Source organism: Paenibacillus sp. FJAT-27812 (assembly GCF_001273905.1).
Taxonomy (GTDB): Bacteria; Bacillota; Bacilli; order Paenibacillales; family Paenibacillaceae; genus Pristimantibacillus.
In genome coordinates this window covers 4,149,433-4,162,756 of sequence record NZ_LIGH01000001.1, presented here as the reverse complement: position 1 = coordinate 4,162,756, position 13,324 = coordinate 4,149,433, and the positions used below count along the sequence as shown (strand labels likewise).

General features: G+C 51.5%; 8 protein-coding genes. 3 read left to right on the top strand and 5 right to left on the bottom strand.

What is annotated here, in order from left to right:
• Positions 1-20 precede the first annotated feature (20 nt).
• Entirely contained in the window at positions 21-2,756 is a 2,736-nt protein-coding gene (locus ADU23_RS17605; RefSeq protein ID WP_053374924.1) for an alpha-mannosidase, read from the top strand.
• 134 nt (positions 2,757-2,890) lie between these two features.
• Here the strand turns inward: ADU23_RS17605 and ADU23_RS17600 are convergent, their stop codons facing one another.
• The 4 genes from ADU23_RS17600 to ADU23_RS17585 all read right to left on the bottom strand — a co-directional run bounded on the left by ADU23_RS17600 (position 2,891) and on the right by ADU23_RS17585 (position 8,336).
• The gene (locus ADU23_RS17600; protein ID WP_053374923.1) at positions 2,891-4,522 is read right to left on the bottom strand and encodes a response regulator transcription factor; all 1,632 of its coding nucleotides are present in this window, start codon (positions 4,520-4,522) and stop codon (positions 2,891-2,893) included.
• A 191-nt stretch (positions 4,523-4,713) separates the two neighbouring features.
• A complete protein-coding gene (locus ADU23_RS17595; RefSeq protein WP_053374922.1) occupies positions 4,714-6,048 on the bottom strand; it encodes a DUF445 domain-containing protein in 1,335 nt (444 codons plus the stop codon).
• Entirely contained in the window at positions 6,048-7,328 is a 1,281-nt protein-coding gene (locus ADU23_RS17590) for a DUF445 domain-containing protein (protein WP_053374921.1), read from the bottom strand. The genes ADU23_RS17595 and ADU23_RS17590 overlap by 1 nt, the downstream gene beginning before the upstream one ends.
• Positions 7,329-7,436: 108 nt before the next feature.
• On the bottom strand, positions 7,437-8,336 hold the full coding sequence (locus ADU23_RS17585; RefSeq protein ID WP_053377692.1) for a DMT family transporter: 900 nt from the start codon (positions 8,334-8,336) through the stop codon (positions 7,437-7,439).
• A 118-nt stretch (positions 8,337-8,454) separates the two neighbouring features.
• On the opposite strand from ADU23_RS17585, the gene pdxR reads away from it, so the two are divergent.
• Positions 8,455-9,828, top strand: a complete 1,374-nt coding sequence (gene pdxR / locus ADU23_RS17580; RefSeq protein WP_053374920.1) for a MocR-like pyridoxine biosynthesis transcription factor PdxR — start codon at positions 8,455-8,457, stop codon at positions 9,826-9,828.
• A 62-nt stretch (positions 9,829-9,890) separates the two neighbouring features.
• On the opposite strand, the gene ADU23_RS17575 is transcribed toward pdxR, so the two are convergent.
• Positions 9,891-12,227 (bottom strand): glycoside hydrolase family 95 protein, encoded by a 2,337-nt coding sequence (locus ADU23_RS17575; RefSeq protein WP_063846038.1) that lies wholly within the window; start codon positions 12,225-12,227, stop codon positions 9,891-9,893.
• Positions 12,228-12,322: 95 nt separating this feature from the next.
• Here ADU23_RS17575 and ADU23_RS17570 point away from each other — a divergent pair, with 95 nt between their 5' ends.
• On the top strand, positions 12,323-13,198 hold the full coding sequence (locus ADU23_RS17570; RefSeq protein ID WP_053374919.1) for an AraC family transcriptional regulator: 876 nt from the start codon (positions 12,323-12,325) through the stop codon (positions 13,196-13,198).
• Positions 13,199-13,324: the final 126 nt, after the last annotated feature.

Below are 13,324 nucleotides of genomic sequence, written 5' to 3'. Positions count from 1 at the left end.
CACGGAAAAGAGGAACAACGATGACTGCATCTAAAAGGGTGGTACATGTCATTTCCCACACCCATTGGGATAGAGAATGGTATATGCCTTACGAGGCCCATCATGTGAAGCTTATTGAAACGATGGACACGCTGCTGGAAACGTTCGAGTCCGATCCTGATTTCCGCAGCTTTTATTTGGATGGGCAAACGATTATTTTGGACGATTATTTGCAGGTATACCCGGAGAAACGCGATCAAATCCAAAAGCTTTGTGATGAAGGCAAGCTGTCGCTTGGCCCTTGGTATATTTTGCAGGACGAATTTCTTACGAGCAGCGAAGCGAATGTCAGAAACTTGCAAATCGGGCACCGGGATGCGGCAAAATACGGACCGATCTCGAAGCTTGGCTATTTCCCCGATTCATTCGGCAATATGGGCCAAGCCGCGCAGCTGCTCAGGCAAGCGGGCATCGACACCGCTGTCTTCGGAAGAGGCGTCAAGGCTACGGGCTTCAACAACCGAGTGGAGGATAGCTCCGGTCTTGAGTCTCCTTTCTCCGAGCTGATCTGGCAGGCGCCTGACGGCTCCAGCGTACTCGGCATCCTGTTTGCCAACTGGTACAACAACGGCATGGAAATTCCGGTAGATCCGCTGAAAGCGAAGCCTTACTGGGAGCATCGTTTATCGCGCGCGATGCAGTATGCGTCAACCTCGCAGCTGCTGCTCATGAACGGCTGCGACCACCAGCCCATTCAGACGAATCTCTCTGAAGCGCTTCGCGTTGCCAGGGAGCTCTTCCCGGACTACGAGTTTGTGCATTCTAACTTTGCTGACTATATAAAGGCCGTTCAGGCCGAGCAGCCGCCAACCTTAAGCTTGACGCGCGGCGAGCTTCGCGGACAGCAGACGGACGGCTGGTATTCCTTAGTCAATACCGCTTCCGCCCGCGTCTATATCAAGCAGCTGAATCAGCGCAATCAGACGCTGCTGGAGAAAGTTGCAGAGCCGATCGCAAGCTTAGCGCATCAGCTGGGCAAGCCTTACCCGCATGGGCTGTTCCAATATGCTTGGAAGACATTGATGCAGAACCACCCGCATGACAGCATTTGCGGCTGCAGCGTAGATGAGGTCTACCAAGAGATGCAAACGCGGTTCGCCAAAAGCATGGAGGTAGGCAAAGCTTTAACGAACGAGAGCGCCAAATTCATAAGCGCAAAAGTGAATACGAGCCATTTTGCAGCATTTGGAGAGTCCGCAGCGCCTTTTGTCGTTTTTAATACGAGCGGCTACGAGGGCTCGTCTGTCATAACCGTTGAGGTTGAATGGTCGCATCGCTTCTTCGATCAGAGCGAGGACCCTGTGGCCATTGCCGCTCTCGTTAAGGAGCGGACGCATGCTGGTGGTTATTTGGTTAACGCTGCCGGAGAGCGGATCGCGTTCACCGTGCAAGATTTGGGCGTGCGTTTTGGCTATGAATTGCCAAGCGATAAATTCCGGCAGCCTTACATGGCACGCGCGCTGAGCATAACCTTCGAGACGGGAACGCTTCCTTCCATGGGCTACAGCTCCTTCGCTTGGATACCAAGCGAGCATGATAGCAAGCCTGAAGCCGATAAACGCGAGACCTTGGTGACAGGTACGGCAACGCTCGAAAATCGTCATCTCAGACTGACCGTTGAGGAGGACGGAAGCTACGTTGTTTATGACAAGCGAAGCAGACAGCTGTTCCTTGATCTCGGCCAGTATGAGAACGTTGGCGATATCGGGAACGAATATATTTTCAAACAGCCAGCTGGCGATTTGCCGATTACGACAAAAGGCAGCAAAGCCGAAATTCGGATTGTTGAGGATTCGCCATACAGGGCCGCCATCGAAATCGTGCATCGGCTATCTATTCCTGCACGGGCAGATGACTTGCTCGCGGAAGAAGTCCGGACGATGGCCCCATTCCGGCAGCGGAAGGCTGGCAGATCCGACTTGCTTGCTCCGCTCGTCATCGTAACCCGCGTCAGCCTCGAGCGCGAAGGCACAGGCGTGCATGTTCATGCGCGTATTGAAAACCAGTCCGCTGATCACAGGCTGCGCGTATTGCTGCCATCGGATATTCTGGCAACAACCCATTTTGCGGACTCCATCTTTGAGGTCGCAGAGCGCCAAAACGTACCGTCCAAGGAATGGGAAAATCCAAGCAACTGTCAGCATATGCAAACCTTTATCGACGTGCACGCGGATCAAAGAGGCTTAACCGTCGCAGGCAAAGGCTTAAATGAATACGAGGTGCTCCTGGACGGAAGAAACACGATCGCGTTAACGCTGCTTCGCTCGGTCGGAGAGCTTGGCGACTGGGGCGTTTTCCATACGCCTGAAGCACAGTGCCTTGGCACGAACGAAGCGGAATGGATGATCATTCCGTACGGCGATGCCGCGGACCGCTTCGATGCTTACCGTGAAGCGTACCGGTTCCCCATTCCGCTGACTGCTGTCCTTACAGGGGTTCATAATGGCGAGCTTGCTGCTTCGCATGATTTTCTCAAGTGGAACGGCGACCAGCTTGCGTTCTCCAGCTTGAAGATCAACGAAGAGAGAGGCGACAGCATGGCGCGGTGGTATAATTTAGCCGGCACGTCTGCGAGCTTAGCCATTCATCCAGACGCTGCTTCCGAAACCTACGTAAGCAATATTATGGAAGACAAAAGCTCCGAGCAGGTTAACAATACGGTTCAAGTAGGTGGCTATAAAATTGTAACGATCGGCTTATCATCAGAATCGAACTAATTCATTACTATCATTTGCATCAACGTTTAACGCAAAGAGGCAGCTTCCGAAGGTTCATGCTATTTCCACCTTGGAAGCTGCCTCTTGCTGTCATAATGAATGCCATTGTTCCTATTTGCGGGTTACCGCAGCTTTTATTCGTCAGCAATGCCCCTTTGTCGTCTATATTCTTTGGGCGTGCAGCCGACTTGCTTTTTGAATAGCTTGGAGAAATGCACCGGATCCTTATAGCCGACCTGATACGAAATCTGGTACACCTTATACTGGATGTCTCCCAGCATTTCCTTCGCTTTCTCAATGCGTATTTCCGTCAAATATTCCAAGAAGGTTTTCCGCTTCTCTTTCTTGAACAGCTTGCTCAGCCATACGGGCGTGACATGAACGGCCATCGCCACGCTTTGCAGCGTCAAGCTCTCCGCATAATCGCGGTGCAATATTTTTTCCGCCTCATAAACAATCTGGCTTGGCGTCGCGGATAGCTTGCGAAAGTCTGCCGCAATCGCTTTCAAAAATAATTCCGTCTGTACGCGCAGCGACTGCAGCGTATCATATTGCTCTAGCTGCTCCCAAACCGCAATCGGGTTGCTGCCCCAGTTTTTATTCGGAATGCCGGCCGCCGCTGCTCTTCGAAACACCTCAAAGAGCCATTCGAATATTTTCTGCTGGATATCCCGCAATTGGCTCAGCCGCCAAGCTTGGACCATCTCCACAAACCGATCCATCGCCGCCGTTATTTCATCATCTGATCCGTATTTGACGAGATCAAGCACCTCCTCGGGCTCGCCAAGCGACAAGTCGCCTCCATCGCCTTCGTAATAAAGCCCCTGCTCCGTAAATAATCGATTGCCGCCATATACCGCCTTCTGCTCCAATACGTTCAGCGCTTCCGCATACATTTCATGAAGATGCTCGAACGTGCAAGGTGTCGTCCGCATGCCAGCGCTCGCCTTCACCTTCACAAAATCATTGATTCGCTGCAAGCATAGCTGCGCCATGCCCCGGCTTAGCTCCGCATGCTCTGGGCGCGAGCAGCCTAAGATAACGACCCAGCGGCTGCTGCTGTCGGTGCAAAGCGCGAAGGGGTGCGGATATTCCTCCTCCAGCGTCTGATTGACCACATTGCCAATTCCAAACAGCACCAGATCCTTCTCCTTCGTGTGGCGGTTCTCAATCGCCTTCAGATCATCGGCTTCCACGACCACAAGCGTCATCTGCTGGTTTGCGATCCACTCCAAGCTGAGCGTCTGCAGACGATGGCGCCGCCTCGCTTCCCGGTAAGGATCGTAATCCTGCTCAATCATCTCTCTGAGCAGCTCCTCGCGCATTTTGGGTATGGCGAATTTAACTTGGTTGATTAGCAGCTGTTCGTTATGCTGGTCCATTTTTTTCTTATGGATATGGTCCATCGTTTTGCGAACGATTTGGTCTAGCTCCTCCAAATTGATCGGCTTGAGAATATAATCCAGCACGCCGATTTGCATCGCCTGCTTAACCAGCTCAAAGTCATCATAGCCGCTGACAACAATCGCCTCCGGCTTATAATCCTCCACCTTACTCAGGGAGCGGAGGAATTCTAGACCGGACATCCGGTTCATTTTAATATCGGTAACGATCAGATCAGGCCGCTTATCCATTGCGAGCATCAAAGCTGTATCTCCGTCATCGGCCACCAGCACTTCCTCGATGCCAAAATGATCCCAAGGAAAGCGGTTACGTAAACCTTCGCGGATTTCGAATTCATCGTCCACTATTAGCGCACGCAGCATCCTCTCACCTTACCCCTCTTGCATTTTCATTAACCTTGCTCATTCTAGCTGTTGCTTACCTCCATACTACCTGACTGTATTTTGGATTGCACGGGGGTAAAAGCAAACTTTATGGTTTACTTTTAAATGAATTGGCTTACATGAAAAAAAAGCCCTCGCCATTAGCAGCGCTAATGAGTGAGGGCTTCCCGTTAAAACAAACGCAAAATCGGCTCATAAACGCCATAAAGCAACAGATAAAAAGCTGCTCCCAGCGCGGAGCCAATATACGCTCCATTCAGTCGGATGCGCTGCAAATCGGTCTCGACTTTGCTTTCAATAAAGTGCACCAGCTTCTGCTCTGTAAAGCTGTCCAGCGTTTTGCGCACAATGACTCCGATAATCGCATGCTCCGTCTCAATCATTTTATGAACGAATTTCTGGGCGTACTGCTCCAGCCAGCCCTTCGTTTCCTCATTCGCCTTAAACCAGTCCCAATAAGACATGACAAATTGATTGATCAAATCCTTAATATCCGCTTGGTTAACGGAATGCTTCTCTTGCAAGGCCAGCTGAAGCCCCTGATCCTTCATCAGCAGCTGCCGCAAATTGCCAAGCAACGCCTCAATCGAAGGAAGGAAGGAAATCTTCTCGATAACCTCGTCTCTCCACTCGTTGACGGCTGCAGATACGTCTTCGCGATTTTGCAAATGGTCAGCCAGCTGGTATACCATGTTTTCGAGCAAAACACGAAGCTCATGCTGAGGATTTCGCAGGTCATTGATTAATCGCTGCAAATCGCCATGCAGCACGTTTGCCGCATCGTCGAGATTTAGCGCGTTGGTTGATTCTGCGATTTCTACCGCCATTTTTTTGAGCCACTTGGAAAAAATGCTTCCTTGGTTAACGAATTTCTCCTTCTCCTTGCCAAGCAGCTCCCTTATCGCTACTTTCGTCTGCTCATCGGCTGCCTTAACAGCTGCAAACTCAACAACATAGTTGAGCCAGCTTTGAAAATTGCCCTGGTCCATCACCCATTTCAGCGCCTTGCCGGCATATGGAGACATATTAACGCGGCTTAAGCTTTTGCGAGCCTTCTCATCCAATACGACGGATAAGCCCTTGAAATCCAGCTTAGCCAGCAGCCCCGACACGAGCTTCCAGCCCTGCTCTGCGAGCATGCCGCCTGGACGGCGATCTACCCAAGCTATCGCGATCTCCACCAGCGAAATCTGGCTCACTTTATCCTTCAACAAATCTTTGCTGAGCAGCTGCTGCTCAACCATGCTCGCGACGCCTTCGATCAGCTTATCGCGATTTCTCGGAATTATTGCGGTATGCGGAATCCACTTCAACCCAAATGGATGACGAAATAGTACCGTTACCGCAAATAAATCAGCTAAAGCGCCAACAAGTCCCGCTTCGGTCGTATAGAGCAGCATGCGCGTCCACCAGTTGTTCGGGAACACATATACGCAGCAAGCAGCAAGGACGAACAAGACGGCTAGCAGCATCAGGCTGCGATTTGCTTTTTTTCTCATTGCCATTACGCTTGCCCTCCGATCCAAAAGGTTGCCAAATGCAGCACCACGCCAATAAGCGCTCCAACCCCTATGCCGTTAATTCGAATGTACTGCAAGTCACGCCCTGCTTTCTCTTTAACGAGCTCGATAAGCTCCTCCTCAGAGAAGCTGTTCAGCTTGTCGGTTACCATTTTGCCGATGTACGAGTGCTTCTGCTCCATCCATTTGAGCACGGTGGTCTTCACGTATTGATCGATGCGGTTGAGCAGCTCCGCATTGCCTTCCAAATAAGCAATGCCTTCCTTCAGCTTCTCCTCAATCCAAGGATATCGCGTAATCTGCCCTTCCGCGTTCGCTGCCGCGGCACTGCGGATAGACTCGAGTCCCCGCTGTATGTAAACATCAAGCTTTACCTCTTCCTTTACAGAAGAAAGAAGGGTCGTCTTGCCCGCTTCAATTCGGTTGCGCAGCTGCTCGTCGGTACGCAGCCTTTCAACAAATTGCGCAATGAATGCCTTGAGCTGGATGCGCTGCGGATGATCTTCCGAATGGAATTTCTCCAAAAATGACACCAGCCACTGCTGCAACCTGCCGCTAATATTCGCCGATTCCAGGCCCGCTGTAGCATCTATCAGCTTTCTTCTAAATTGATCACCCTCATAAGAACGAATCGCAGAATCAACGATTTGGCTGATTACGGTGCCAAAAGCGGCCGACTTCACGATTTTCATGAGCTCCGGGATCAAAAATTCGATCATACGGTCATCGTAGCCATTACGGATCGTCCAATCGCCGGCATCTGCCGCGATATCCGCGACCGGTATCGAATCGGCATGCTCAAACAAGAAGATTTGTACCGTTTTGGCCAGCTCCTGCAAATCGATTGTCGTAATCACATCATCCGCTAGCTGCTGCAAAATATCGTTTACGCCTTCTTCGCCGCCATGCTGCTTCAAATAGGTGACCAGCACATCCGCAATGTTGTATTCGTCAAGCCTTTCCTTAATGTTCGGGATGGTCAGCAATTCATTTTGCACCATCTTCACAAGCTCGCCAATCAATCGCTCCCGGTTGCGGGAAATAATGTTAGTCCCCATCCATTCCGGCCATTTGATCCGCAAAGGATTGCCGAACAATGCGCTAACCGCAAAGGAATCGGCAAGCCCGCCGATCGTTGCCGCACTAAAGAGCGAAAAGAAAAGTCCCCCAATAAACGTATCGTGAAAGGGAAATGCGGCAAATATTCCGATAGCCGAGAAGAGCAGCGCCAAATCCGCTTTTTTCTTAATGCTGAATTTATTCATAGACAAGCTCCATTCCTGATGATCGTTACCTGAGTAATTATCCCATAACTATGTAGTATGAAACAATGGAGCTTTCAAAACATCTATTTTATCCTCGCAAAACCAGATTTATTTTGTGCTTCTAGATACCTGCCATATGCCCCAAAAAACAAAAGCGGCGCCTGCGACATGCGCCCATGAAAAAGGTTCATGGAGCACGACATAGGAGAGCAGCAAGGCGCTGACTGGAATGCAGCTCGTATAAACGGCGGCAGTACCGGCGGGAACCTTGGCGACGCCGCGGAACCAGAGGATATAAGCTAGTGCCGTAACGAAAATGCCATAGTAAAGCAGAAGCCCGATATCCCCAAAGCTTAACTCGCCAAAATCGTAGGTTAAAGCTTCCGCAAACGAAAAAGGCAAAAACATTAAGAACGAAAAAAAGGTCACATAGGTGGTGCCGAGCAAGGAGGAGACGCTGCTGGCTGTCATTTTTCGCAAAATGGTAAGCATCGCCTCCCCGATAACGGCGCCTAAAATGAGCAAAAGCCCGATGTACAGCCCCTGCGGCCGTGACTCGGAGGATGGCAGCAGCCAGCCGGGCAACTGCAAGCTCAAAACACCCAACAATGAGCAAATGATGCCTATTTTGAGCCGTGCCGTAACCAGCTCCTTCAAGAAAATAACCGACAGAAACGCCACGATGGCCGGGGTTAGGCTCGTCACGATGCCCGCCTCCGTTGCAGGCGCAAACCGCAAGCCATACAGCATAAGCACCCGAAACATGAACATGCCAAGAAACGCCTGCAACAGCAGAAACAAAAGATCCTTCTTCCCAACCATGATCAGAACGCTGCGTTTTCGCAATAAGAGTGGAATTAAGAGCAGCAAAGCAACCGATAGGCTCATACTCTGCGACAGAAAAATAGGCATCTGCATGGTAGTCATTTTGCCGGCGACAACCGAGCTTCCGATCAGAATAGCGGCAATGGCAAGCTCGAAATAAGCAAAAATACGGGAACGATTCAAAAACAACAACCCCTCTTCTATTGTTTCCTATATACTGTAGCAAAGGGGAATTGGTTTGTTGTAGTGCCACTCACAAGCCTATTTGAAGGTACCGCTTTACGGGGGAGGACTGGAATATTTGTGGTTTTCTATTGATAGGCAAGCGACTGCGCCTATGTTTCGCCAAGTGTTTAATGCGCTGCAAGCAGCGATTCTTACCGGTCAGCTGCAAGCCGGCTATAAGCTGCCGTCCACTCGGGAGCTGGCTGAGCAGCTTAATGTCTCGCGCAATGTCATACTGGAGGCTTACGATCTGCTGCTTGCCGAAGGATATATTAATGGCCGCTCAGGTGCGGGAACTTATGTAGCGGAGGGCGCTTGCCTTATTGGCTATACGTCGGCGGAGACTGATGATGAATCTTCCGCTTCGTCCGCAGTTTTGAAAGAGCCGGAGCAGCCTTTTCTTTCCTTTCGTACCGGCCTTCCTGCTCTGGAGCTATTCCCAATGAAGCAATGGGGCTCCATTCTTCAGAGAGTCTGCATGGACCTATCAACCGCGGAACTGGCGTATGGCGACCCTTCCGGAAATTTCGAGCTGCGCCAATTGCTCGCACAGCATTTGCGGCGAACGCGAGGGGTAATCAGCAAGCCGGAGCATATCATCATAACGAATGGCGCCGTGCAAGCACTGCAATTGATCGTCAGGCTGCTGCTCCAGTCCGGTGATGTTGTTTTGGCGGAGGACCCTTCCAATGACGATTTAAAAAGCATTTTGACCTCTACCGGCGCTGTGCTGCAAGACATACCGGTCGATGATTCGGGCCTTCAATCGCAAAAGCTGCCGCAGGACGTCTCGCCAAAATGTATCTACGTGACTCCCTCGCATCAATTTCCGCTTGGCGGCATTTTACCGATTCAAAGGCGGATTGAGCTAGTGGAGTACGCCCGCCGCACCGGCAGCTTCATCCTTGAGGACGACTATGACAGCGAATTCCGATATGACGGCGCTCCCGTCCATTCCCTGCAGCATTTATGCCCGGAGCAGGTCATCTACATCGGAACCTTCAGTAAAATAATGTTCCCCTCTCTTCGGGTCGGATATATGATTGTTCCGGAGTGTTTAGTAGACCGCTGCAGACAGCTTAAGAAGCTGTCCGACTACCAAACGCCAAGCATCGAGCAGCTTGCCTTGGTACGTTTTATGGCGAAGGGATATTTAAATGCCCATATTTTAAAAATGAAAAAGCTATACAAAAGAAGACGCGAGCAGCTGCTTAGCGCCTTGCACGAGCATCTGGACGTGGAATTCCGGGTGCTCGGCAAAGCCGCCGGCTTGCATCTGGTCGTGGAGTTTTCTGACCCGCTCCCGGTTGGCTTCAGCGACAGGCTAAAGGAAGAAGCCGTACACGCCGTGAGATTGCCTGAGAACAGGCTGCTGCTTGGCTACGGCCATTTGGATGAACAACAGATTTATGAGGGGGCTTGCCGGATCGGCAAAGCTATGAAGAGCTAAAAACCAGCCTATTCCCTTGCACTGGAATAGGCTGGTTTTTTGCATGGTGCTATTTATTCGCATTAGTTTATAGCGCTTTGGATGGGAGCGTGCGCAGCAAGCACATATTCGTCTCCTGCCGCTGCCATCCAAGTAATCAGCCCGTCTTTGCCGGCAACACCCTCTACCGCAAGACCATCCTTCGTCACGATGATCGGACTGTTCGTTTGAACCGAGCATAGCTGTGCGGCACTCGCGCGAATACGGGCCTCTGCCAGCTTCCCATTCGCCCAGCGCATGTCCACCTCAAAGCCGCCTCTGGCGCGCAAGCCCGTTATTTCACCCTCCGCCCATGCCGCAGGCAATGCCGGCAGCAAGAGAACGCTGCCCGCATGGCATTGAAGCAGCATTTCCGTTATGCCTGCCGCACCGCCGAAATTGCCGTCAATTTGGAACGGCGGATGATTATCGAATAAATTCGGAAGCGTCGAATGGCCAAGCAGCGCATGTACGTTTTCCAAAGCCTTCTCGCCATCCTCCAGCCTCGCCCAGAAGTTGATAATCCAAGCCCGGCTCCAGCCTGTATGTCCACCGCCGCTTGCGAGCCTCCGATCAAGTGTCACTCTCGCAGCAGCCGCCCATTCCGGGGTGCCTTTAACCGTGAAGCGCTTGCCGGGATGAAGGGCGAACAAGTGGGAAATATGCCGATGCCCGGGCTCCGCTTCCTCATAATCGTCCATCCACTCCTGAATTTGTCCGTACTTGCCGATTGCAGGCTCTGGCAGCCTCGCTCTCATTTGCTCCCACTTTTGCCGCTGCGCCGAATCGATGCCAAGCACCTTAGCAGCTTCAACACAAGCTGTAAACAATTCATGCAAAATCTGGCTGTCCATAGAAGCGCCGATACAGAGTGTGCCTGATTCCCCGCTTGGCAGGATGTACGTATTTTCCGGTGAAACGGATGGATTGGCGACGAGCAAGCCGTCTTCCGTCTCCGTCAAAAAATCTTCGAAAAACCGTGCCGACTCCTTTAAGGTCGGATATATCCGATCAAGGAATGCTGCATCAAGCCCATACTCATAGTGCTCCCATAAATGCAGGCACAGCCATGCAGCTCCCATCGTCCAATAGGACGCGGGCAAATAAATATCCTGCGGCGCGGTATCGCCCCAAATATCGGTATTATGATGGGCGACGAAGCCTCCGCAATCGTACATGGCTTTGGCGGTTACTCTGCCCGGCTCGCGCATCCTTTCAATAAGATCGAATAATGGCTCATGGCATTCAGCCAGATTGCCCGTCTCGGCATGCCAATAATTCATTTGCGCATTGATATTAATCGTATATTTGCTGTCCCATGGCGGAAGCATTTGCTCGTTCCAAATGCCTTGCAGATTGGCAGGCAGCGAGCCGGGCCGGCTGCTCGAGATAAGCAGATAACGCCCATACTGATAATATAGCGCCGTCAATCCCGCATCTGCCTTGCCCGCTTGAACGAGCGTTAGCCGCTCGTCGGTTGGCATAGAGGCAGCGCCCGGGCTGGTCGTGCCATCATCTGCTAGTCGAAGCTTCACCCGCTCCGATAGGGAAGCGAAATCCTGAATATGGCGGGCTTTGAGCGCCTCATAACCCGCTGCCGCTGCATGAGCTCCCGTACTTACCGCATAGGATTCTGGATCGCCATGGCGGAACGACGTCGCTGCTGTTAACAGCAGCGTTACGCTGTCTGCCCCTTCTACAACCATGTGCTCGCCGATAATCGATACCGAGCCGCCTGCCGCAACCGCTCGCAAAGCCATTCGAAAATCCGAGCCGCCTGCTCCACCGCATACGCCGCGCATAACAATCGTACTCTCATCGGCCTTCACAAGCTCGTCATAGTATCGATTTCTCCCACGCTGCAGTCGCGCTGTAAAGCTGATGCTGCCCGGCTTATCCGCGGTTAACCGCGTTGCAAGCACCTCATCGGGAAAACTCGCAAACGTTTCACGGCGATATGACGTGCCCCCTTTGCTGTAATCAACCGCTGCGATCCCGCTGAATAAATCCAGCTCTCTCGCATAGGCGTGCACTTCGTCCTCGTTCTTATAGCGGAAGTTCAGCTGCAAATCGCCTAGCGGCATATAATGGCGCTGCGTTTCAGGAACGCCGGAGAGCGCCATCGCAGAGAGGGAATGCGCCTCCCGCAAACGCCCTTCTTTTAATAGCTTCCGAATGTTTTCAAGCTGAGGCAGCGCATCCGGATTGTTGCGGTCGCGCGGCCCGCCATACCATACGCTGTCTTCATTTAGCGCAATTCTCTCCTGATGCGTGCCGCCATGAACCATGCCGCCCAGCTTTCCGTTGCCAATCGGCAGCGCCTCCTCCCATACCGAGGCTGGCTGCTTATACCACAAACGATTTTCTGCTTGCTGCGTCATCTGCGATTCTCCTTTTAATCTTTTATTTGATGGAACAATCCATTACTATAATTAGTAGTTAATCCAATAAAACTTCGGATGGCGGTGCTAAGCAGGTGATCAGGACAAATGAACAACATGCGCTTTCCGATTTGCTGCAATCGCTGCAGCTGCAGCTGCTCATCGCGCATAAAACGCTGGTTCCGCTCTATTGGGGAGAAACCGACTCCTATCCCGATTACAACAAGCTGTATTTCATTTGCGAAGGGGAGGGCTGGATACGAATCGGCGATGACGATTATTATCCGCAGCCTGGACAGCTCTTTCTTACTCCCGCCCTTGCGAAAGTTTCCTTCTCGACCTTAAACGAGCGTCCTTACTTAAAATATTGGTGCCACTTCAGCATTCTGGCGGGCCCTCTCGACCTGTTCCAGTGGATTGGCGTCCCTCTTTGCATTCCCGTCCAAGACATCGACAACATGACTCGTTTGTTCCAAGAGCTGATCGCTTGGCATGAGCAAACCTCAATCGTAGCCCGGCTTCGCGAAAAAGCATTGCTGCTTGAAATCGTCAGCCTGTTCCTTGACAGCGTTCCGATTCGCGTGCTCCAGCACCGAACGGAGGAGATGAACCGCTTAAACGTCATTGCGCATTTTGTGGACAGCCGCCTTCATACGAGCATTAACGTCGATCAGATGGCTGAGTCCGTCCATCTTCACCCCAACTACTTCAGCTCCTATTTCAAAAAGCATTTTGGCATTCCGCCGCTTAAATACGTCAGCCGCAAAAGAACCGAACGCGCGAAGCAGCTGCTAACGACGACTTCGCTGAGCATCAAAGAAATCGCCGATCAAACCGGCTTCAAAGAAACGAACCATTTCACTAAGTTTTTCCGCAAGGAAGTAAGCTTATCTCCAACTGAATACCGTGCTGCCTATTCGAAGCAGCATCCGCTATCTCCCGCTACCCTCATTATAAAAGCGCCTTCATAAACAAACGATGGAAGAAACTAAGATAGAAGGGTATAAAACTAAGGAGTGTCCCGCTAGAGGCACCTCCAAGCGCCGCACTTGCGTGAATAGAGCTAGAAACTAAAGCCACGGCTGCAACAAAAATAG

What these genes read in the sequence shown, in the direction of transcription:
- ADU23_RS17605 (WP_053374924.1), top strand. Translation starts at nt 21, where the DNA reads ATGACTGCATCTAAAAGGGTGGTACATGTCATTTCCCACACCCATTGG.
- ADU23_RS17600 (WP_053374923.1), bottom strand. Translation starts at nt 4,522, where the DNA reads ATGCTGCGTGCGCTAATAGTGGACGATGAATTCGAAATCCGCGAAGGT.
- ADU23_RS17595 (WP_053374922.1), bottom strand. Translation starts at nt 6,048, where the DNA reads ATGGCAATGAGAAAAAAAGCAAATCGCAGCCTGATGCTGCTAGCCGTC.
- ADU23_RS17590 (WP_053374921.1), bottom strand. Translation starts at nt 7,328, where the DNA reads ATGAATAAATTCAGCATTAAGAAAAAAGCGGATTTGGCGCTGCTCTTC.
- ADU23_RS17575 (WP_063846038.1), bottom strand. Translation starts at nt 12,227, where the DNA reads ATGACGCAGCAAGCAGAAAATCGTTTGTGGTATAAGCAGCCAGCCTCG.